20 protein-coding genes are annotated in these 21298 nt (G+C 70.9%); 6 read left to right on the top strand and 14 right to left on the bottom strand.

Going from position 1 to position 21298, the window contains the following annotated elements:
- Position 1: 1 nt before the first annotated feature.
- The 10 genes from HHX35_RS08550 to HHX35_RS43280 all read right to left on the bottom strand — a co-directional run bounded on the left by HHX35_RS08550 (position 2) and on the right by HHX35_RS43280 (position 11804).
- On the bottom strand, positions 2-841 hold the full coding sequence (locus tag HHX35_RS08550; RefSeq protein ID WP_182898272.1) for an ABC transporter permease: 840 nt from the start codon (positions 839-841) through the stop codon (positions 2-4).
- Complete coding sequence (locus HHX35_RS08545; protein ID WP_182898271.1) at positions 838-1797, bottom strand: ABC transporter permease; 960 nt, start codon at positions 1795-1797, stop codon at positions 838-840. The genes HHX35_RS08550 and HHX35_RS08545 overlap by 4 nt, the downstream gene beginning before the upstream one ends.
- Positions 1794-3446 (bottom strand): ABC transporter substrate-binding protein, encoded by a 1653-nt coding sequence (locus tag HHX35_RS08540; protein WP_182898270.1) that lies wholly within the window; start codon positions 3444-3446, stop codon positions 1794-1796. The genes HHX35_RS08545 and HHX35_RS08540 overlap by 4 nt, the downstream gene beginning before the upstream one ends.
- A gap of 283 nt (positions 3447-3729) precedes the next feature.
- Positions 3730-4578 (bottom strand): M48 family metalloprotease, encoded by an 849-nt coding sequence (locus HHX35_RS08535; protein WP_182898269.1) that lies wholly within the window; start codon positions 4576-4578, stop codon positions 3730-3732.
- 75 nt (positions 4579-4653) lie between these two features.
- On the bottom strand, positions 4654-6213 hold the full coding sequence (locus HHX35_RS08530; RefSeq protein WP_310738959.1) for an NADH-quinone oxidoreductase subunit N: 1560 nt from the start codon (positions 6211-6213) through the stop codon (positions 4654-4656).
- A complete protein-coding gene (locus HHX35_RS08525; RefSeq protein ID WP_182898268.1) occupies positions 6210-8000 on the bottom strand; it encodes a NuoM family protein in 1791 nt (596 codons plus the stop codon). The genes HHX35_RS08530 and HHX35_RS08525 overlap by 4 nt, the downstream gene beginning before the upstream one ends.
- 49 nt (positions 8001-8049) lie before the next feature.
- Positions 8050-10011, bottom strand: a complete 1962-nt coding sequence (locus HHX35_RS08520) for an NADH-quinone oxidoreductase subunit L (RefSeq protein WP_182898267.1) — start codon at positions 10009-10011, stop codon at positions 8050-8052.
- Positions 10008-10361: an NADH-quinone oxidoreductase subunit NuoK gene (nuoK, locus tag HHX35_RS08515; RefSeq protein ID WP_182898462.1), complete on the bottom strand. Its 354-nt coding sequence runs from the start codon at positions 10359-10361 to the stop codon at positions 10008-10010. The genes HHX35_RS08520 and nuoK overlap by 4 nt, the downstream gene beginning before the upstream one ends.
- A 52-nt stretch (positions 10362-10413) precedes the next feature.
- The gene (locus HHX35_RS08510; protein ID WP_139578959.1) at positions 10414-10953 is read right to left on the bottom strand and encodes an NADH-quinone oxidoreductase subunit J; all 540 of its coding nucleotides are present in this window, start codon (positions 10951-10953) and stop codon (positions 10414-10416) included.
- Entirely contained in the window at positions 10950-11804 is an 855-nt protein-coding gene (locus tag HHX35_RS43280) for a 4Fe-4S binding protein (protein WP_310738958.1), read from the bottom strand. Before HHX35_RS43280 ends, HHX35_RS08510 begins: the two co-directional genes overlap by 4 nt.
- Positions 11805-12167: 363 nt before the next feature.
- Here HHX35_RS43280 and HHX35_RS08500 point away from each other — a divergent pair, with 363 nt between their 5' ends.
- From HHX35_RS08500 to HHX35_RS08485, 4 genes are all read left to right on the top strand, one after another.
- On the top strand, positions 12168-12866 hold the full coding sequence (locus tag HHX35_RS08500) for a helix-hairpin-helix domain-containing protein (RefSeq protein WP_310738957.1): 699 nt from the start codon (positions 12168-12170) through the stop codon (positions 12864-12866).
- Between the two features lie 99 nt (positions 12867-12965).
- Complete coding sequence (locus HHX35_RS08495) at positions 12966-13226, top strand: hypothetical protein (protein ID WP_182898265.1); 261 nt, start codon at positions 12966-12968, stop codon at positions 13224-13226.
- A gap of 22 nt (positions 13227-13248) precedes the next feature.
- Complete coding sequence (locus tag HHX35_RS08490) at positions 13249-15231, top strand: hypothetical protein (protein ID WP_182898264.1); 1983 nt, start codon at positions 13249-13251, stop codon at positions 15229-15231.
- 152 nt (positions 15232-15383) lie between these two features.
- Complete coding sequence (locus HHX35_RS08485) at positions 15384-15560, top strand: hypothetical protein (RefSeq protein WP_182898263.1); 177 nt, start codon at positions 15384-15386, stop codon at positions 15558-15560.
- Between the two features lie 6 nt (positions 15561-15566).
- Here the strand turns inward: HHX35_RS08485 and nuoH are convergent, their stop codons facing one another.
- The 4 genes from nuoH to HHX35_RS08465 all read right to left on the bottom strand — a co-directional run bounded on the left by nuoH (position 15567) and on the right by HHX35_RS08465 (position 18024).
- Entirely contained in the window at positions 15567-16520 is a 954-nt protein-coding gene (gene nuoH, locus HHX35_RS08480; RefSeq protein WP_182898262.1) for an NADH-quinone oxidoreductase subunit NuoH, read from the bottom strand.
- Positions 16521-16530: 10 nt separating this feature from the next.
- The gene (locus HHX35_RS08475; protein ID WP_182898261.1) at positions 16531-17091 is read right to left on the bottom strand and encodes an NADH-quinone oxidoreductase subunit C; all 561 of its coding nucleotides are present in this window, start codon (positions 17089-17091) and stop codon (positions 16531-16533) included.
- Positions 17088-17585: an NADH-quinone oxidoreductase subunit B gene (locus tag HHX35_RS08470; protein ID WP_197042778.1), complete on the bottom strand. Its 498-nt coding sequence runs from the start codon at positions 17583-17585 to the stop codon at positions 17088-17090. Before HHX35_RS08470 ends, HHX35_RS08475 begins: the two co-directional genes overlap by 4 nt.
- 67 nt (positions 17586-17652) lie before the next feature.
- On the bottom strand, positions 17653-18024 hold the full coding sequence (locus tag HHX35_RS08465; RefSeq protein ID WP_139578965.1) for an NADH-quinone oxidoreductase subunit A: 372 nt from the start codon (positions 18022-18024) through the stop codon (positions 17653-17655).
- A gap of 368 nt (positions 18025-18392) precedes the next feature.
- Here HHX35_RS08465 and HHX35_RS08460 point away from each other — a divergent pair, with 368 nt between their 5' ends.
- Together HHX35_RS08460 and HHX35_RS08455 are read left to right on the top strand one after the other, a co-directional pair.
- Positions 18393-20237, top strand: a complete 1845-nt coding sequence (locus HHX35_RS08460; RefSeq protein WP_182898260.1) for a 2-oxoacid:acceptor oxidoreductase subunit alpha — start codon at positions 18393-18395, stop codon at positions 20235-20237.
- On the top strand, positions 20230-21288 hold the full coding sequence (locus tag HHX35_RS08455) for a 2-oxoacid:ferredoxin oxidoreductase subunit beta (protein ID WP_139578967.1): 1059 nt from the start codon (positions 20230-20232) through the stop codon (positions 21286-21288). The genes HHX35_RS08460 and HHX35_RS08455 overlap by 8 nt, the downstream gene beginning before the upstream one ends.
- Positions 21289-21298 lie beyond the last annotated feature (10 nt).

The following is a 21298-nucleotide window of genomic DNA, read 5'->3' as shown; positions in this document are numbered from 1 at the left end:
GTCATCGGGCCACCACCCTGCGGTCGAGCAGTTCCGACAGCCAGTCGCCGAGCAGGTTCACCGCGGTGGCGGTGAGGATGATCAGCACGCCGGGCACGACGGCCGCCAGCGGGTTGTCGCCCAGCAGCGCGCGCCCGTCGGCGAGCTGGCGTCCCCAGTCCGGCGCCCCGGGCGGCACGCCGAGCCCGAGGTACGACAGCGAGGACAGCGCGACCAGCGCGAACGCCACGTTGAGCAGGAGGTTGGCGACCACGATCGGCACGATGTTGGGCGCGATATGCCGGAACATGATCCGCGTCGGCCGGATGCCGAGGATCCTGGCCGACTCGATGTAGGGCCGGGGTGTCTGCTCCATCACCGCTCCCCGCACGAGCCGCACGTCGGACGGCGAGAACAGCACGATCAGCACGGCGACCGTGACCCAGTAGCCGCGCCCCACGAGCCCGGCGACCACGATGGCCAGCAGCACAGACGGCAGCGCCAGCAGCAGGTCGGCGTAGCGACCGGCCAGCATGTCCACGATCCCGCCCCGGTAGCCCGCGAAGGTCCCGAGCAGGACCCCGATCACCATCGACCCCACGGCGACCACGATCGGACCGGCCAGGGCCGAGCGTGCGCCCGCGAGCGAGAGTTGCAGGATGTCGCGGCCGAGCTGGTCGGTGCCGAGCAGGTGGCCATCGACGCCCGCGCCGACCACGCCCAGGTAGACGTCCTGGTCGAGGGCGTGCGGCGCGAGCAGTTCCCGGCCCGCCGCGCACACCGCGACGGCCGCGAGCACGACGGCGGACAGGATCGCCACGACCGGCGGCCGCCTCTTCATCGTCCGCTTCACCGGCTTCATCGGCGCACCGCCCTGGCCCGCACGCGCGGGTCGATCGCGAGGTACGACAGGTCCACGGCGAGCGCGGTCACCGACACGACCAGCGCGACGACGAGCGTCAGCGCCTGCACCACCGGGATGTCCTTGAACAGCACCGACTCCTCCATGAGCGAGCCGAGGCCGGGCAGCGCGAAGGTGACCTCGATCAGCACGGTGCCGCCGAACAGGTAGGCCACCATCAGGCCGAGGCTGGTCACGATGGGGATGGCCGCGTTGCGCAGCACGAGGCGCAGCACCCGCCGCTCGGACAGGCCGCGTCCCCGGGCGAACGTCACGTAGTCCTGGTCCAGCTCCCGGATGACCGCCGCCCTGGTCAGCTTCACGACGAAGGCGCCGAGCCCGAACGCCAGCGCCACCGCGGGGAGGACGAGATGCCAGAGGGCGTCGAGGAACCCCTCGCCGGTGCCGTAGACGGGGAACCAGCCCAACCCCAGGGCGAAGACGTACAGCAGGATCAGGCCCACCGCGAAGCCGGGCGCGCTGACGCCGACGACCGAGGCCGCCACGATCATGCGGTCGAGCGGCCGGCCGCGCCGTACGGCGGTGGCGATCCCGGCCGGGACGCCGGCCAGGACCGACAGCAGGAACGCCAGCCCGGCCGTGGCCGCCGTGACGCCGGTCCGGTCGAGCAGCAGCGGCCCGACCTGCCCTCCGGTGCGGATGGACGTGCCGAAGTCACCGGTGACCGCGTGGGACAGCCACCACCAGTACTGCGCGAGGAACGGCTCGTCCAAGTGGTGCAGCTCGCGGATCCGGGCCAGGGCCTCCGGCGTGACGTTGCGGGTGCCCAGCAGGTTGCGGGCGACGTCGCCGGGGGCGAGGTACAGCAGCACGAAGACCAGCAGCGACAGCGCGAGCAGCAGCGCGAGCGTGGCGGCGGCCCGGCGCAGCGCGAAGGCGAGGACGGCGCGGTTCACTTCGCCGCGTAGACCTGGCCCGGCCAGTCGGCCAGCAGGGTGTAGGAGGTGTAGTCCTTGACGCCGATCGCGCTGCCGAACGCGGTCGCCGCCTGGCCCCACCACAGCGGCAGGTACGCGAGGTCGGCGGCCTGTGCGGTCTGGGCCTCGATCAGCAGTCCGGCCCTCTTCTCCGGGTCGGCCTCGGCGGTGGCCTTCGCCATCGTGGCGGCGATCGTGTCGTTGGCGTACTTGGCGGGGTTGCCCTCGCCGAGGAACCAGGTCGCCAGCTCGCCGGGGTCGCCGGTGGTGTTGAAGTACCACATGTAGCTCAGCGGCGGGAACTCGTTCAGCTCCGCCAACCACTGCTCGATCGGCAGTTCCTTCACCTCGAGCGTGATGCCGATCTTCTTCAGGTCGGCGGCGAACGCCTGCGCGGCCGTCCCCAGGTGCGGGCCGGTGTTCGGGTAGGACAGGCTCGCGCTGAACCCGTTCGGCACCTTCGACTGCGCCAGCTCCTGCTTCGCCTTCTCCAGGTCGTACGCGTACTGGGGGACGGCGGCGAGCCGCTGCGCCGCCTCCTGCGGCGTCCAGAGCCCGCCGAACTGCTCGGGCGTGGACAGCGCGGTGGCGACCTGGCCCCGGCCGCGCAGGATCTTGTCGACGATCGCCTGGCGGTTCACCGCGTGGGCGACCGCCCTGCGGACGTGCACGTCGTCGAACGGCGCGGCCTTCGTGTTGAAGGTCAGCCCGGCGTAGGAGCGGTCGGGCGCGTAGACCACGCGGGTGCCGGAGGCGCCCTCCCACTGGCGTGATTGGGCCAGCGGCACGTTGAGCGCCATGTCGGCCTTGCCGGCCTTCCACGCCAGCAGGCGGGTGTTCTCGTCGGGCACGAACTCGAACCGGATCTTCGCGATCTTCGGCCGGGTGCCGTGCCAGGTGTCCGCCCGGGAGAACTCGACGTAGGAGTCGGGGACGAACCCCGTGACCTTGTACGGCCCGGTCCCGATGGGGAGCGACTGCGGGGTGCCGAATCCGCTCTTCGCGTTCTGCCACGCGGCCTTGGGGGCGATCCACAGGGCGTCGGCGTTCGACGGGAGCCAGGCGAACGCCACGTCGGCGGCCTTAGCGGTGAGGGTGATCTCGGCGTCCCCGGTCTTCTCGGCCTTCTTCAGGTTGGCCCAGTAGGCGGCCGTGGAGGGCGAGACCTTCGCGTCCCTCGCCATCTCGATCGAGTGCAGCACGTCGTCGGCGGTCACCGGGGTGCCGTCGTGGAACCGGGCGTCGGGGCGGAGCCGGTAGACGTAGGTGGTCGGCGACGTGCGCTCGAAGCTCGACGCCAGGGCGGGGACGATCTTCCCCGTGGTGTCGACGCCGACGAGCCCCTCCATGCAGATCCCGGCGACGTAGTAGTTGAGGATGCCCGACTCCTGCCCGGGATACAGGTTCGACAGCGATCCGGGCAGCGACACCCGGAGCACCTCGATCTCCTTGCCGGTGTCCGTGCCGGCGGCGGCGCTTCCGCTCGACGCCTTCGAGCCGGCCGGTGACGACGGCGCCGCGCCGCAGGCCTCCAGCAGCGCCGCAGCCGACAGCACCGTCATGCCGGTGACCGCCGTCCTGAGGAATCCCCGGCGGGTGTGGACGCCGCGCTCATCCGTTTCTGCCATGCCACGCCTTCCCTGTGACCTGGCCTGTCTACCAAGTCGCCCCAAATGGATAGAAGCAGTAAACACCACATGGGGCCGGATCTTCCATCCCTTTCCCCACCAAATGTGTAGAGATCTTCGCGTGGCCCATTCGTGACAGAACCTTCCGCCGTCGCACCGCATCCATCCAGGCGAGACGGGAGGAGAAAACCCGCGATCCTCGTCCTCTCGGCGGCGGCCGCGACAGCGTGCTCTGGGACGCCCAGGTGTTCTCCGGGTGCGCGAGAAACTCACCGGCCCGGCGTCAGCGCCGGTAGCCGGCCATCCGCTCCAGACGGGCGATCCGCGCGGCGACCGGCGGGTGGGTCGCGAACAGCCTGCCGATCCGGGTGCCCCGGAACGGATTGACGATCATCATGTGACCGGCGGAGGCGAGCCTGCCGTTCTCCGGGAGCGGCAGCCTGCGGACCTCCATCTCGATCTTGCGCAGCGCGGAGGCGAGGGCCAGCGGGTCGCCGGTCAGCCGGACGCCCGCGTCGTCGGCCGCGAACTCCCGCGAGCGCGCGATCGCCATCTGGATCATCGTGGCCGCGACCGGGCCGAGGATCATCACGAGGACGGCGCCGAGGAACCCCGGACCCTCGTCGTCGTCGGAGCCGAAGAACAGGCCGGCGTACCCGAAGTACGTGATCATCGTCGCGAGCGCGCCCGCGACCGAGGAGATCAGGATGTCCCGGTTGTGGATGTGCGACAGCTCGTGACCGAGCACGCCCTTGAGTTCGCGCTCGTCCAGCAGCCCGAGGAGGCCGTGCGTGACGCACACCACCCCGTCACGCGGGTTGCGCCCGGTCGCGAACGCGTTGGGCTGCATCGTCGGGGACACGTACAGGCGGGGCATCGGCGCGCGGGCCTCGGTGCAGAGCTCGCGGACGACGCGGTAGAGGATCGGCTGTTCCACCTCCGCCACGGGCCGGGCCCGCATGGCCGACAGCGCGATCCTGTCGGCGCAGAAGTAGGCGACGCCGCTGACCGCGAGGGCGGCCACGACCGCGATCCGGGCACCCGTGCCACCCCCCAGCCAGGCGCCGGCCACCAGGAGCAGCGAGGACAGCGCCCCCAGCAGGACCGCGGTGCGCAGGCGATTGTGGTGCACGCCTCCTCCTCACGGTTGGGTGCGTCCAGCCCTACCAACGCATACGGCCTGGACGAACGTTCCCCGTGACGCGCCTCACCCTGTGACGGACAGCACCACCTGCGGGGCGACGGAGAAGACCACGGTGACGGCGACCGCGATGGCGACGGCGACCCCCGCCGCCGTCCTCGTCGAGACCGTACGGCTCTCGCCCGCCGCGGGTGGCGCGAACAGCCGGGCGGTCCAGGCGATGTAGTAATACAGCCCGGCAACCGTGTTGGCCGCCATGACCAGGGCCAGCCAGCCGAGCCCGCCGTCCACCACGGCCCGGAAGACGACGATCTTCGCGAACAGGCCGGCGAGCCCGGGCGGCAGCCCGGCCAGGCAGACGAGGGCGAAGGCGAGGGACAACCCGGCGGCCGGGCTCCGCAGCGCCAGCCCCCGGTACGCCTCCAGGTCCTGGCCTTCCGGCAGCCGCGCCACCAGCAGGACCACCGCGAAGGCGATCAGGTTCATCGCGGCGTAGAAGACGAGATAGGCGACCGACGCACCGACGGCAGCACGGGGTGCGACGGCGTAGACGGCCAGCGGCGCGAGGATGTAGCCCGACTGCGCGACCGACGACCAGGCCAGCAGCCGGACGGCCGCGCGCTGCCGCATCGCGAGGACGTTGCCCGCCGTCATCGTCAGTGCGGCGACGACCGCCACTCCGGGCGCCCACAGCGCCGCCCTCCCCGGCAGCGCGGACGTCAGCAGCAGAATCAGCCCGGCGAAGCCCGACGCCTTGGAGACCACCGACAGCAGCGCCGCGACCGGGACCGGTGCGCCTCGGTAGACGTCCCCCGCCCAGAAATGGAACGGCACCGCGGCGATCTTGAACGCGAAGCCCGCCGCCACCAGCACGATCGCCACCGCCGTGACCTGGGCCATGTCCCCCGTCATGTCTCCAGCCGTGTCTCCGGTCGCCCGCAGGGCGGCGTCGATCCGGTCGAGGTGGACCGAGCCGGTCACCCCGTAGAGCAGCGAGACGCCGAACAGCGTGATCGCGGTGGAGACGACCGAGACCAGGAAGAGCTTGAGGGCCGCCTCGGAGGCGCGGCCGTCATGACGCTTGAGCGCGGTCAGCGCGAACACCGGCAGCGACACCAGTTCCAGCGACACGACCAGCATGATGAGATCACGGGAGGCGGGCAGCAGGACCGCCCCCGTCAGCGTGGCCAGCAGCAGGAAATACCACTCCCCCGCCGGAATCCGGCCGCGCTCTCCTGGCTCGGCGTCGCGTCCTGCGGCGATCTCCGTCATCGACAGCAACACGACGATCACCCCGGCGGCCAGCACGACCGCCGCGATGACCAGGGAGAAGCGGTCCGCGACGAACGAGCACGACGCCGGAGCGGCCCGGCCCGGGGCAGATTCGCCGCCGAGCGAGGCGGGGACGCAGAACGTGCGCCGGGTCCCGCCGCCGGCGGCCTGGACGGCCACCACGGCCAGGGCGGCGACCAGGCCGCCGAGCGTGACGAGGCCGAGCACCCGCGCCCCGCCGGGACGGGCGGGCAGGAACGCGTCGAGCAGCAGCACGAGCCCCGCGACCAGCGCGAGGACCAGCGGCGCCGCCACGGCGGCGTAGTCGATGGACTGGATCACCCCGCCCGTCACGGCGCCACCCCCGATCCGAGGAGCGACTGCACGGCGGGCGTGGTGACGGCGAGCAGGGCCTTCGGCCACAGGCCGAACAGCACGATCAGCGCCACCAGCGGGAGCCACGCCGCGAGCTCGCGGGCCGTGACGTCCCGGAAAGGCCGCCGCGCCCGGCCCATCTCTCCGGCGTCGGCGGCGCCCACCCCGGCGGCCCCGGCACCCGTCGCACTGGCCCGTCCCTCGTCGACCGCGGCGCTCGTGCGGGCGGTCTCCTGCCCCGCACCCTCCCGGTCCAGCGCGGCCACGGCGGCCACGGCGGCTCCGGTCGCGACGGGCTCGACCGGTTCCGCGCCCTCCCCCGCCTCGCTCAGCACCTCGCGTACGCCTTCGGCGGTGGCGAGTGGCGGCCCCGGCGGCTCATACGGCTCCGGCGGCTCAAGGGGCCCGGGGGGCGGAATGGTCTCGACCGCCCGGCCATGCGTCACCCGCGAGAGCATGACCAGGAAGTAGGCCGCCGTGAGCACCGTGCCGAGCCCGCCGACGGCCATGAACACGAGGAACAGCGGCCGGGAGAGCCCGGCGGCCGGGCGGAACGCGCCGAGCAGCGCGAGCATCTCCCCCCAGAAGCCGGCGAGGCCGGGCATGCCCAGCGAGGCGACGCAGGCGAAGGTCAGCAGCGAGCCGACGTACGGCAGACGGCGCAGCATGCCGCCGCCCAGCCGGACCATGTCGGCCGTGCCGTACCGCTCCTTGACGGCTCCGGCGAGGAAGAACAGCAGGCCCGTGATCAGCCCGTGGGCGACGTTGGCGAACAGGGCGCCGTTCAGGCCCACCGGCGTGAGCGAGGCGAACCCGAGCAGCACGAACCCCATGTGGCCGACGGAGGAGTAGGCGATCATCCGTTTGAGATCGCGCTGGGCGAGGCAGGCGAGCGATCCGTAGGCGATGCCGACCACGGCGAACGCGCCGAGCCAGGGAGCCAGGGCCGCCGCGCCCTCGGGGAGCACCGGGATCGCGATCCTGGCGAAGCCGTAGGAGCCCATCTTGAGCAGCACGCCCGCGAGCAGGACCGAGCCGACGGTCGGCGCCTCGGTGTGCGCGTCGGGCAGCCAGGTGTGCAGCGGCCACATGGGCGTCTTCACCGCCAGGCCGAGACCGATGGCGAGGAACGCGAGGATCTGCGCCGACCGGGCCATGCCCGAACCGTGGCGCCCGGCCAGCGCGACCATGTCGAGCGTGCCGGCCTGGGTCCAGACGACGAGCAGGCCGATGAGGAGGACGGCCGAGCCGAGCAGCGTGTAGAGGATGAACTTCACGGCCGCCGCCCGCCTGCCCGCGCCGCCCCACAGGGCGATCACGAAATACATCGGAACCAGCACGACCTCGAAGAACACGAAGAACAGCAGCAGGTCGAGGGCGAGGAACGTGCCGATCATGCCGACTTCGAGCACGAGCAGCGTGACGACCAGCGCGCCGGGTCTGCCGCCCGCGGGCGGGTGCCCGGCGAGGTGGACGAAGCACAGGAACGTCAGCAGCGCGGTCAGCACGACGAGCGGCAGCGAGACGCCGTCCACGCCCAGGTGGAACCGCAGGCCGAGGCCGGGGATCCACGGCCGGTCGGTCTGCAGTTGCATGTCGGCGGGGCGCGCGTGGTCGAAGGCCGCGGCGAGCGCGACGGCGAGGACCAGCACCACGGCCGAGACCGCGATCCCCCAGGCCACCGCCCTGTCCCGTACGGCCGGGACGGCGGCGACGACGGCCCCCAGCAGCGGGACGCCCACGAGCGCGATCGGCAGCCAGCTCACGTCGTCACCACCGCGCGAAGCCGCGTGCCACCGCTGCGAGCCTGCCGCGTCATGTCAGCACCACCGCCGCGACCGCGATCAGCACGAGCCCGGCCAGCAGGCCGGTGACGTAGAGCTGCGCGTTGCCGTTCTGCGCGAGCCGCACCAGGCCGGAAAGGCCGAGCGTCGCCCGGCCGGAACCGCGGACCGCGCCGTCCACCACCCGCGCGTCCGCGCGGACCACTCCCCTGGCCAGGCGCAGGACGGGCCGGGCGACCAGCGCCGCGTACGCGGCGTCGACGTAGAAGGCCCGCTCGCACGGCACCCGGAACGGGCCGAGCAGCCGGGCGGGGTCCTGTTCCGGCGCGGCGCGCCACAGGGCGTACACGATCCCGGCGCCGAGCAGTGCGACGGCGAGGCTGACGGCCGCCGGCCCCCACTCGACCTCCACACCCGCCGCCGATCCGGCGAGGCCGAGCAGCAGGGCGGGCACGGCCAGCACGCCGGCCGGCCACAGCATCGACGGGGGCGCCTCCCGGCCGTCGAAGACGTGGGCGACACCCGGCGGCGGCTCCGCGAGCGGCTCGATCCGGGCGGGACCGAAGAACGTGCGCAGCCAGGCGCGGGCGGCGTACGCCCCGGTCACCCCCACGGTCAGCAGCGCCGACGCGTACACGAACGGCTGGGCCGGTCCCGTCCCGTGCTCGATGGCCGAGATCACCGCGTCCTTGCTGAAGAAGCCGCTCGCGGGCGGCAGCCCGGCGAGCGCGGCGAAACCGATGGTCATCGTCCAGAACGTCACGGGGAGGGCGGTGCGCAACCCGCCCATGTGGCTGATCAAGTTCGACCCGACGTGGTGGATCACCAGGCCCGCGCAGAGGAACAGCAGGGCCTTGAACGCGCCGTGCGACACCAGGTGGAACATCGCCGCCCGGTCGGACCCGGCGGCCAGTGCCGCGGCCATGTAGGCGAGCTGGCTGATCGTCGAGTAGGCCAGCACGCGCTTGAGGTCGTCCTGCGCGAGCGCGGCCAGCGCGGCGCCCAGCATGCCGACGGCCGCGACCACGCCCAGCACGTCGAGCGTGGGCGGCGCCGCGAGGAAGGCGGGGTAGAGCCGGGCGACGACGAAGATCCCGGCCGCCACCATCGTGGCCGCGTGGATGAGCGCGCTGATCGGGGTGGGGCCGGCCATCGCGTCGGGCAGCCAGGTCTGCAGCGGCACCTGCGCGCTCTTACCCGCGACCCCGGCGAGCAGCAGAAGCGTCGCGGCGACCAGCGTGCCCCGGGGAATGTCCGCGCGCAGCACGGCGTCGATCCGGAAACTGCCCGCCGCCGTGCCGAGGATGAAGATCCCGAACAGGAAGCCGACGTCGCCGAGCCGGGTGACCAGGAACGCCTTGACCGCCGCCCGGGAGTTGGCCCGGTCCTCCCACCAGTGCCCGATGAGCAGGTAGGAGCACAGGCCCATGATCTCCCAGCCGACATAGAGGACGATCAGGTCCCCCGCGTAGACCACCAGCAGCATTGCGCTGGTGAACAGGCTGACGAACGCGCTGTAGGACGGGTAGCGGGGTTCGTCCCGCATGTACCCGACCGAGTAGACCTGCACCGCCAGCGCGACCACGACGACCAGGATGCCCGCGAGCACTGACAATCCGTCGGCCCGCAGAGTCAGGGAGATCGGCACCGACCCCGTCTCGACCACCGTCAGCGTGCCCTCGGCCCGCCCGGGGAGCAGCTCCGACCAGAACCGCCCTTCTGATACGCCCGCTCCCCCCGCGAGGGCGGCGGCGAGCCACACCGTGAGCGCCGCCGACACCGCGCCTGGCGCGATCGCGAACCACGCCGCCCGCCGGTACACCGCCCGTTCCGTGCGGGCGCCCACATCTCGGGTGCCCAGATCCCGGGTGCCCAGATCCCGGGTGCCCAGATCCCCGGTGCGCAGAGCTCGGGTGCCCAGGCGGGTCGCGAGCAGCCCGGCCGCGGCGCCGGCGAACGGCAGCAGGACGATCAGAGCCACCACGGCGGTCACGAGGCGCCCTCCCCGTCCGGGCGCCCCGAGTCGGGTGTGCGTACGACTTCGGCGAGCGCCCGCAACCGGTCGACGTCGACGGTCCGGCGCGTGCGGAAGACGGCCAGCACGATCGCCAGTCCCAGGCCCACCTCGGCCGCGGCGATCACGATGACGAACAGCGTCAGCACCTGGCCGCCGTGCAGGCGGTCCCTGAGCCAGACGTCGAAGGCCACCAGGTTGAGGTTGACCGCGTTGAGCATCAGCTCGACCGACATCAGCACGAGGATCGCGTTGCGCCGGGCCAGCACGCCGTACACACCGATGGAGAACAGCAGGGCGGAGACCACCACCGGGTAGACGACGTGCACCTCGCTCACCGCCTCCGGGCCGTCGGTCTGGTCGATAAGGTCGATAACCGGGTCATTCCCGCCCCCTGATGTCCGTACGGGACAGGACGATCGCGCCGATCAGCGCGGCGAGCAGGAGCACCGACAGCGCCTCGAACGGCAGCACCCAGGTGCGGAAGATGCTCGCCCCCAGGGGTTCGGCCGCCCCCTGCCCGGGACGGAGCGGCGCGTACGCCGTGCGGAAACCGGTGACGACCACGGTGACGAGCACGGCGGCGGTCGCGACGGCGACCAGCGCGGCGGCCCACCGGTTGCCGGAGTCGAGGCCGGCCGAGGGCCCGATGGGCGCGCGCGTCAGCATGATCCCGAACAGCAGCAGCACCACGACCGCGCCCACGTAGATCAGCACCTGCACCCAGGCGACGAACTCGGCGGTCAGCACCAGGTAGCCGCCCGCGAGCGCGCCGAAGCAGACGACCAGCCACAGCGCCGCGTGGACGAGTTGCCTGGTCGTGACGACCAGCAGGGCCGAGCCGACGGCGACGGCGCCGAGCAGCAGGAAGACGACCTCAGGCCCCGAGGGCGGCCACAACCCCGGCGCCTGGGAGGTCATCGCTCCCCCTCGGGCCCGTCCTTCTTCTGCGGCGGTGACCCGGCGTTCCTGGGCAGCGAGCCCGGCGGCCGGATGGAGCGGATGTCCCGCATGGCTCTCGGGGGCTCACGACGCGGGCGGCTCTCCGGCCCCTTCGCGGGTTCCGCCGGTCGCCCCGCCGCCTCCCGCCCGGTGTCCCGCCCGGTGTCCCGCCCGGTGTCCCGCCCGGTGTCCCGCACGGCGTGAGGCGCGGTGTCCCGCGCCGTTTCCCGCGCGGTGTCCTGTGTCGCCTTCTGCGCGGTCTCCTGTGCCACGGACGCGCCCTCGGCCGGACCCTTCACCGGTGCGGGCGGCGCCGTACGGCGGGCCGGTGCCGGGCGGGAACCGGCCGACAGTTCCTTCGGCGACTCGGCGCCGACCTCGTGGGCCGGTGGCGGCGGCACGGTGGCCGCCCACTCGCCCAGCCTGTCCTTCTCGTGCAGAAGATCGCGGATGTCGTACTCGGCGTACTCGAACTCGGGCGACCAGAACAGCGCGTCGAAGGGACACACCTCGATGCAGATGCCGCAGTACATGCACAGCGAGAAGTCGATCGCGAAGCGGTCGAGCACGTTGCGGGCGCGCGGCCGTCCTCCCTCGGGCGCCGGCAGGGTCTCCTTGTGGGAGTCGATGTAGATGCACCAGTCGGGGCATTCGCGGGCGCAGAGCATGCAGACGGTGCAGTTCTCCTCCACCAGGGCGATCACGCCCCGGCTGCGCGCGGGCAGGTCGGGGTGGACCTCCGGGTACTGCTGCGTCTCCGACTTCCGCAGCATGTGCCGCATGGTCACGGCCAGGCCCTTGGCCAGCCCTTCTCCTGGAATGCGCGCCACAGGCTCATCATCGCGCACTATCGGCGGCGAGTGAACGTGTGACTCCATCCCAGCTGTTTTCCACACCGTCCACACCGTCATCCCCAGGGTTGTCCACAGGATGTGAGGAGAAGAGGGACGCGCAGACACCGACATATACGTATCGTCTGGACCATGAACGGCTATGGGGGGCCGGGAGGTTACCCGCCCGGACCGCAGGGACCACCGCAGGGACCATGGGGTCCACAGGGACAACCGCAGGGACGTGGGGGTTCTCAGGGACCGCACGGACCACAGGACCCGTACCGACACCGGGGACCGTACGGGCAGCAGGGGCAGCCGGGGCCCTACGGCGTCTATCCGCCGCCTCCCGCACAGCCACCTGTGCCGCCACCTCCGCCGCCACCGATTCCGCCGACGCCACCGCCCGCGCGGCGGCCTTCCAGCGCCCCCAGCTACCTGTGGGCGCTCGCCCCGCTGTACACCTGCGGCTTCGGCGCTCCCTTCAGCATGATGTACGCGGCCATCCGCCGCCGTAGCGTGGGGTACGGGCTCGCCTCCGCCGGTTACGCCACGGCCACCGCCGTGTGGATCTACCTGTCCGAGAAATACGAGGACACACAGGCCCCACCCCTGGCGTCTTTCCTGATGATTCTCTGCATGCTGACCCCCTGGCTCTTCGGCACCGTGCACTCCCTCGCGGTCAGGAGACACGTGTTCGGCGACGCCGCGCCGTACGAGACCGGGAACGAGCAGGCGATCGCGCTCGCGCAGCACCGCCGCGCGCTGCGGCAGCAGGCCAGGGAACTGGCTCAGCGCGATCCGGTCATGGCGCGCGAGGTGCGGATCGGGCGGCCCGACCTGCCCCGGCAGTACGACGACGGCGGCCTGATCGACGTCAACCACGCCCCCGCTTCGATGATCGCGAACCTGCCCGGCCTGACGTCCGCGCTCGCCGAGCAGATCGTGCGCGTACGCGACCAGGTCGGCGGCTTCGTCTCGGCCGAGGACGTCTCGGCCGCCGCCTCCCTGCCCCCGCACCTCACCGCCGACCTCGCCGAATACGGCATTTTCCTCCCATAGTCATTCGATAATCCCGATTGTCGTCGCACATATCCCTGGCTGGGCCATCGGCGTTTCCTTAGGCTTTAGGGTGCGTCAGCCGTGACAGCGGGAGGGCCAGTGACGTCATCCGAGATCGCCGAATGCAGGGCGGACATGGCCGCGGCCGCCACCGCCGTACGGGAGGTTCTCCAGGCGCTCACCGCCGTCCCCGCGATGTTCGGAAACCACACCTGGCAGGGCCCGGCGGCCGACCGCTGGGCCGCCGGTTGGAACGCCCGCAGGACCCAGCTCACCAGGCTGCTCGACGCCGTACTGGCCGAGCAGCCGCACCTGATCGCCCGTGTGGAGGAGGCGGAGCGCCGGAAAGCCGCCTCGTAGACCCCGCAACGGAAGGAATGCCGTGGGCGAATTCGTCGGAGTCGATCCCGCGAATCTCAAGGAGCTGACCAAACGGCTCGAACAGCTCCACGATCTGCTGGCCCGGCATAGTCCGCTAATACAGCAAAAAATGCAGAAATGGGGGAGCGAAGTCGGAACAACGTCGTTGCCCGGCCTGATCGCCGCCGCGCTCGACGACGTCCGCGACATGGACGCCCGCACGACCAGGGCGTACGAGCTGGCGAGGGAGCAGGGCTGGAGCGCGCTGACCCGCGCGCCCGGCGCCCTCGGCCTCACCTTCGACCGCCCTCCAGAGGTACGGCTGGACTGGGAGGGGACCGGGCAGAGCGGCTACCAGGGCAAGCGCGACGCCGAGGCACTGGCCGCCGCCGTCGCGGGCAAAAACCCCGAGGACACCCGCATCGCCCTGTCAGGGCTGTCGGAGCGCCTGCAGCGGCACCTCGCCGACAAGGACTACCAGGCGGCCTTCTGGGCCGGCGCGGGGCCGCTCGCACTGCGGGCGGCCCGTGCGCTCTACCAACGGGCCGGAGCCGCCCTCTTCAGCGCGGAGAGCGAGAGCGTACTACGGGCGCTCGGGGCGTCCCTGGCCGCCGCGAGCCAGATGCGGGTCGGCACGGGCGAGGATCGCCGGCCCCTCCTGCCCGCCGAGACCCGCGCCGCCCTCACCGGGAACTCCGACCCCTGGTCGGTGGGGATGCTCGTGAAGTACGGCCCCGACGGCAGGTCGTGGGACTCCCGCCTGCTCGCCGACCTCACCCGCGCCATGCTCGACGCCCGCGCCGCCGGCAAGACGATCTGGCCGCCTGCCCGCGGCAGGCTGGAGACCGACGCCGACGCCTCACGCTACCAGCGGCTCATGGCGGAATACGACGCCGTGGGGGCCGTCCTCCAGCGGGCCGCCGAGAACGGCCTGGCCGCCCGGCACGTGCTGGGCGATCCCGCCACCGGCCTCACGTACGCCCGCATGCTCGTCAGCGACTCCTGGCACACCCCCGGCTACGACCCCGGGCCTTTCCTGAGCTCGTACGCACACCCGGGCGGCACGCTTCCGCCCACCGGCCAGGTGGACCTGTCCGCCCCCGCCGGAGCCTTCCTCAAGGCCGCCGTCTCGGCCGAGCGCGGGACCTCGGTGGACGCCAAGGAGTCCGCCTGGTCCGTCGTCCACATCGTCCAAGCCACCGCCGAATTCGCCACCGCGAATGCCGAACGAGGTCTTCCCGGCACCATCCGCGCCTCGCTCACCTACATGGCGGCCCGCTACTTGCCCGACTTCGCGATGAGCGCGGGAAGACCTTACGGGTCAGGAGTGATCACACTCGGTAATCATGACGGCAACCCATGGGTAGCCGTCGCCGATGGCTCTCAGCTGGAGTTGTTCTTCCCACAAGCTTTGCAGGGATCGAAGGAGTATGTCGCGTTCAAGGCACTGATGGACACCAGGGTGTCGGCGGCCGTTGCCGCGACCGTCAAGGACCCGTCAGATGCCGACTACCTGAGCGAGATGGCCGGCCTCTATGGCCTCGTGGAGCGCACTCAGGCGGACCAGAACTTCGCCGAACACAATCGGCAGGACGAGCAAGCGGAACGAAACCAGATGCTCCTCGCGATGTTCACCGGTGGTTTCGGCGCTCTGAGCTTCGAGAAGACGTGGGGCCCGGGTGTGATGGCGCAGTTCCTCACCGGAGCCGGGGCGCCGATAGCGGACAACGCTATGGACACCGACCACAAGTGGAAAGCCCTGCAGGACAACGCCGCCGGCTTCAGAAAGCAGGTCCTTCATGTGGAGCTGCCGGTCGTGCAGGGATTGATCGACGCTGGCGTGCTGCACCCTCCCGAGGACGCGACATGGTTCGCCGACGGCCGCCTGCGGCCTGACCCCTCGTTCACGAGCTGGCTCAGCAGACATGCCGAAACCCGGTACGGGGGCAGGAGACTCGAGGACTGGATCAAGGAGGCCCAGCTGGCGATGAGGTTGCAGCAATGACCAGACTCCTGCGGCGCTCTGCAGTAGCAACGGCGCTCCTCCTCGTTCTCGTGGGCTGCGATCAGGACGGCAGGCAGAAGCACGAGAGTGATATCTCGCGCCGAGGACCTGCACTTGTGGCGGTCGCACAGTGCCTTATCGACCATGGGCAGGTGTCGCGAGAAGAGGTCAAAGGACGCTCCTGGTACAAGAACGGCCAGGTTGTCCCGGATGCGGCCTTCACCGTCTGGGTGAGCGGCCATCGCGACACCGTCTACGAGGGCAAGACCCTGCAGGCGTGGGAGGACGAGGCGACGGCGGGGTGGCCGGGGTGGAAGTGCCCGTTGTGATCGCGCTCAGGCCATGAGGACCCTGACGACTCCGGTGAGCGCGAGCTGGAGGAGGGCGAGGGGCACCAGGACGGTCCAGGCGAACTTCTGCAGCTGGTCCTCGCGCAGCCGGGGATAGCTGACGCGCACCCAGATGACGACGAAGGCCAGGGCGAAGACCTTGAGGAGCGTCCACACCGGGCCGGGCAGGAGTGGCCCCTGCCAGCCGCCGAGGAACAACACGGTCGTGAGGGCGGACAGCACCACGATCCCGGCGTACTCGGCCAGCATGAACAGGGCGAAGCGGAACCCGGCGTACTCGGTCATCGGGCCCATGATGAGCTCGGATTCCGCGATCGGCATGTCGAACGGCGGCCGGCGCAGCTCGGCCAGGCCGGCGACGAAGAACACGAAGGCCCCGATCGCCTGCCAGGGCAGCCACCACCAGCGCCACTGCTCGGCGATGCCCTGCAGGGACAGCGTGCCCGCGGCCATCGCCACGCTGGCGGCGGCGAGCACCAGCGGCAGCTCGTACGACATGAGCTGGGCGGCGGCCCGGATGCCGCCGAGCACGCTGTACTTGTTGGCCGACGCCCACCCCGCCATGATCGCGCCGAGCACGCCGACGCCCATCACCGCCAGCACGAAGAACAGCCCGGCGTCGAGGTCCACGGCCGCCAGTCCGGGGCCGACCGGGATCACGACCATCACGACGAGGTACGGCACGAGCGCCACGGCCGGGGCGATCGCGAAGATCCGCCGGTCGGCCGCGGCCGGGATGACGTCCTCCTTCTGGGCGAACTTGACGCCGTCCGCGAGGAGCTGCGCCCATCCGTGGAAACCGCCGGCGTACATCGGCCCGAGGCGGGACTGCATGTGGGCCATGGCCTTGTGCTCCATCTGCCCGACGATCAGTGGCAGCAGCAGGAACGCCGCCACCACGACGACCAGCCGGACCGCTATGTCGAGCACCTCGGCCATGGAACCCCTCTCACCCGGAGGCCCAGTCGGGTGGCACGCCCGGGGGCAGCATCCTGCGGCGGCTCGGCGAGCCGTGGTCGGACTCCCCCGGTTCCTTGGCCCCGGGCCAGGCCTTGGCGACCCGGGCGGCCAGCACGAAGTCCTTGCGCAGCGGGTGGCCCTCGAAGCCGTCCGGCAGCAGCAACGGGCGCAGGTCCGGATGGCCGTCGAAGACGACGCCGAACATCTCGTACGTCTCCCGCTCGTGCCAGTTCGCCCCGCGGAAGACGCCGGTGGCGGTCGGCAGGCGGGGGTCCGCGTGCGGCACCCGGGTGCGCACGAGCAGATGCGCGAACGCGACCGGGTCGAACACGTGGGCCACGACGGCGAACGCCTCGGGCGGCTCGTCCACGGCGGTCAGCCAGTCGAAGAACTCGAATCCGGCCGAGCGCGCGAACGCCAGCGCGTCGGTCCACTCGCCGGGGTCCACGTCGAGCACGTCCTGGCCGAAGGAGTCGGTGACGCGTGAGCCGTACCGCTCGCGCACGGCCTCGGCACTGCGCTCACCGGTTCGCTCGCTCCGCTCGCTCATGCGTCCGCCTCCGGGAGGTAGCGGTCCTCCAGCGTCTCGCCCGCGATCTTCTCCTGGAGCTTCATGATCCCGTGCAGCAGCGCCTCGGGGCGGGGCGGGCACCCGGGGACGTACACGTCCACCGGGATGATCTGGTCCACGCCCTTGGTGACGCAGTACGAGTCCCAGTAGGGCCCGCCCGAGTTGGAGCAGGCGCCGAACGAGATGACGTATTTGGGGTCGGGCATCTGCTCGTACAGCCGCCGTACGGCGGGAGCCATCTTGTCGGTCACCGTGCCCGACACGATCATCAGATCGGCCTGCCGGGGACCGTTGGCGAACGGGATCACCCCGAAGCGGATGAAGTCGTGCCTGCTCATCGACGTCGCGATGAACTCGATGGCGCAGCAGGCCAGCCCGAAGTTGAAGACCCACAGTGAGTAGCGCCGGCCCCAGTTCAACACGAACTTCATCGGCTTGGGCGCCAGCCGGGACACCGGCCCCACCGTGGGCATCGGGAGATCGTTCACGGGCATGCGGTCACCGCCATGCCGTCCATTGTCCTCCCCTGAGCCGGTCGGGTCACGTCCAGCCCAGCACCCTCTTGCGCCAGGCGTACAGGATGCCGAGCGCGATGAACGCGAGGAAGACGAACATCTCCACCAGCGTCGTCATGCCGTAGCCGGGGGCGGCGAAGACGGTGGCCCAGGGGAAGAGGAACACGGCGTCGACGGCGAAGACCACGTAGAGGTACGTGAAGACGTAGTAGCGGATCTGCGACTGCGCCCAGCCCTCGCCGACGGGATCGACCCCGCACTCGTACGTCGTGAGCTTCTCGGGCGTCGGCCGGCTGGGACGTAACATGCGGTTCACGAACAATCCGCCCGCGAAGATCGCCACGCCGATGAGGAAGAGGACGACGACCACGGCATATGAGCCGAAGTATCCACTCATACTGCCTCCCAGGTCTCGAGAATAACCCCGGCACGATCTCAAGGGCTGAACACCTGACGGTCACATCCGAGTCCCCCGCATATAGTTGAGGATCGTGACCCGAATCAAGCTCGTCGCCCGCTTGCACCTGGACCTGTGCCGGCTCGCGTCGGGCCTGTGTCGCCCGGACGGTTCTCAAAGCTGACGGTGCGCCGCCCCCGGCGGCCGAGGCACCAGCGGGAACGCGCCACAGGCGCGGAAAGTCCCGGTAGAGCGCACCCCAAGTGCGCATCTGCGAAAAACCAGCGTGACCCCGATGGATCTAGCATGGACATGACAACGTGCCACCAGCAGGCAGGCCTGGGCGCGTCAAGGAGGACTGAGGAGCTGTGACCAAGCAGGTTCAGCAACTCGACCGCGTGATCATCCGGTTCGCGGGTGACTCCGGCGACGGAATGCAGCTCACCGGTGATCGGTTCACGGCGGAGACGGCCCAGTTCGGCAACGACCTGTCGACGCTCCCCAACTTCCCGGCGGAGATCCGCGCTCCCGCCGGCACCCTGCCCGGGGTGTCGAGCTTCCAGTTGCACTTCGCCGACCACGACATCCTGACCCCCGGCGACGCGCCCAACGTGCTCGTCGCCATGAATCCCGCCGCGTTGAAGGCGAACCTCGGGGACCTGCCCAAGGGCGCCGACATCATCGCGAACACCGACGAGTTCACCAAGCGCAACCTGTCCAAGGTGGGCTACGACGGCAACCCGCTCGAGGACGACTCGCTGGCCGAGTGGCGCCTGCACGCGGTGCCGCTGACCTCGCTGACGGTCAAGTCGCTCGAGGGCTACGACATCTCCAAGAAGGACGCCGAGCGGGCCAAGAACATGTTCGCGCTCGGGCTGCTGTCCTGGCTGTACCACCGGCCGACCGAGGGGACGATCCAGTTCCTGGAGGCCAAGTTCGCGAAGAAGCCGGAGATCGCCAAGGCGAACATCGCGGCCTTCCAGGCGGGCTGGAACTACGGCGAGACGACCGAGTCCTTCTCGGTCTCCTACGAGATCAAGCCGGCCACGCTCCGCCCGGGCACCTACCGGAACATCTCCGGCAACCAGGCCCTGGCGTACGGGCTGATCGCGGCGTCGGTGCAGTCGAAGCTGCCGCTGTTCCTCGGGTCCTACCCGATCACCCCGGCCTCCGACATCCTGCACGAGCTGTCCAAGCACAAGCGGTTCGGGATCAGGACGTTCCAGGCCGAGGACGAGATCGCCGGCGTGGGCGCCGCGCTGGGCGCCGCCTTCGGCGGGGCGCTCGGCGTGACCACGACCTCCGGCCCGGGCGTCGCGCTCAAGGCCGAGACCGTGGGCCTCGCGGTGACCACGGAGCTTCCGCTGATCGTCGTGGACGTGCAGCGGGCCGGGCCCTCGACCGGCATGCCGACCAAGACCGAGCAGACCGACCTGCTGATGGCGATGTACGGCCGCAACGGCGAGTCTCCGGTGCCGGTGCTGGCGGCGGCCACGCCGTCGGACTGCTTCACCATGGCGATCGAGGCGGCGCGGATCGCGCTGAAGTACCGCACGCCGGTCATGCTCCTGTCGGACGGCTACCTGGCCAACGGCTCGGAGCCGTGGCGCATCCCGGACATCGACGAGCTGCCGGACATCTCGGTGCTGTTCACCACCGAGCCCAACGGCGACGACGGCACGTACCTGCCGTTCAAGCGTGACCCGGAGACGCTGGCCCGCCCGTGGGCCGTGCCGGGCACGGCGGGCCTGGAGCACCGGATCGGCGGCATCGAGAAGGCCGACGGCACCGGCAACATCTCCTACGACCCCGACAACCACGACAAGATGGTGCGGCTGCGCCAGGCCAAGATCGACGGCATCGACGTGCCCGATCTGACGGTCGACGACCCGGACGGCGACGCCCGGGTGCTCGTGCTCGGCTGGGGCTCGACGTACGGGCCGATCGCGGCGGCGGCCCGCCGCGTGCGCGCGGCCGGGCACAAGGTGGCCCAGGCGCACCTGCGGCACCTCAACCCGCTGCCCGCCAACACCGGCGAGGTGCTGCGTTCGTACGACAAGGTGCTGCTGCCCGAGATCAACCTCGGCCAGCTCGCCATGCTGCTGCGGGCCCGCTTCCTGGTCGACGTGATCAGCTACAACCGGGTGCGCGGGCTCCCGTTCAAGGCCGCCGAACTCGCCGCCGTCATTCAGGACGTGATCGAAAGTGACTGACACCCTCAATGGCAAGGGCCTGGCCCTGATCCCCCGTACGGACGCCAAGCAGACGCTGAAGGACTTCAAGTCCGACCAGGAGGTGCGCTGGTGCCCGGGCTGCGGTGACTACGCGATCCTGGCGGCGGTGCAGAGCTTCCTGCCCGAGCTGGGGCTCAAGCGCGAGAACATCGTGTTCGTCTCCGGCATCGGCTGCTCCTCGCGGTTCCCGTACTACCTCAACACCTACGGCTTCCACTCGATCCACGGGCGGGCGCCGGCCATCGCGACGGGTCTCGCCGCCTCCCGGCCGGACCTGTCGGTGTGGGTCATCACCGGTGACGGCGACGCGCTGTCGATCGGCGGCAACCACCTGATCCACGCGCTGCGCCGCAACGTCAACCTGAACATCCTGCTGTTCAACAACAGGATCTACGGCCTGACCAAGGGGCAGTACTCCCCCACGAGCGAGATCGGCAAGATCACCAAGTCGACGCCGATGGGCTCGCTGGACAAGCCGTTCAACCCGATCTCGCTGGCGCTCGGCGCGGAGGCCGGGTTCGTCGCCCGGACCATCGACAGCGACCGCAAGCATCTGCAGGGCGTGCTGCGCCAGGCCGCAGAGCACCGCGGCGCCTCGCTGGTGGAGATCTACCAGAACTGCAACATCTTCAACGACGGCGCCTTCGACACACTGAAGGACCCGGGCACCCGCGACGAGATCACCGTCCGGCTCGAACACGGGCAGCCGATCGTCTTCGGCACCGGCGACAACGAGCGCGCCGTACGGCTGTCGCCCACGGGCGGCGTCGAGGTCGTGCGCCGCGCCGAGGTCTCCGACGGCGAGATCCTCGTGCACGACGCGCACAACCCCGACCCGTCGCTGGCGTTCGCGCTGTCGCGGCTGGACGAGCCGGCGTTCGAGCACGTGCCGATCGGCGTCTTCCGCTCGATCGACCGGCCCTCCTACGACCAGCTCCTCAACGAGCAGGTCCAGGCGGCCACGACCGACAAGGGCACGGGCAGCCTCGCCGACCTGCTCCACGGCGGGGACACCTGGACCATCGGCTGAACAGGACCAC

The organism is Microbispora sp. H10830, from assembly GCF_014161375.1.
Classification (GTDB): Bacteria; Actinomycetota; Actinomycetes; order Streptosporangiales; family Streptosporangiaceae; genus Microbispora; species Microbispora catharanthi.
The sequence above is the reverse complement of the archived record's forward strand: the minus strand, read 5'-3'. Positions and strand labels throughout refer to the sequence as shown.

What these genes read in the sequence shown, in the direction of transcription:
- HHX35_RS08475 (WP_182898261.1), bottom strand. Translation starts at nt 17,091, where the DNA reads ATGAGCGAGCGGAGCGAGCGAACCGGTGAGCGCAGTGCCGAGGCCGTG.
- nuoH (WP_182898262.1), bottom strand. Translation starts at nt 16,520, where the DNA reads ATGGCCGAGGTGCTCGACATAGCGGTCCGGCTGGTCGTCGTGGTGGCG.
- HHX35_RS08510 (WP_139578959.1), bottom strand. Translation starts at nt 10,953, where the DNA reads ATGACCTCCCAGGCGCCGGGGTTGTGGCCGCCCTCGGGGCCTGAGGTC.
- HHX35_RS08540 (WP_182898270.1), bottom strand. Translation starts at nt 3,446, where the DNA reads ATGGCAGAAACGGATGAGCGCGGCGTCCACACCCGCCGGGGATTCCTC.
- HHX35_RS08550 (WP_182898272.1), bottom strand. Translation starts at nt 841, where the DNA reads ATGAAGCCGGTGAAGCGGACGATGAAGAGGCGGCCGCCGGTCGTGGCG.
- HHX35_RS08465 (WP_139578965.1), bottom strand. Translation starts at nt 18,024, where the DNA reads ATGAGTGGATACTTCGGCTCATATGCCGTGGTCGTCGTCCTCTTCCTC.
- HHX35_RS08470 (WP_197042778.1), bottom strand. Translation starts at nt 17,585, where the DNA reads ATGCCCACGGTGGGGCCGGTGTCCCGGCTGGCGCCCAAGCCGATGAAG.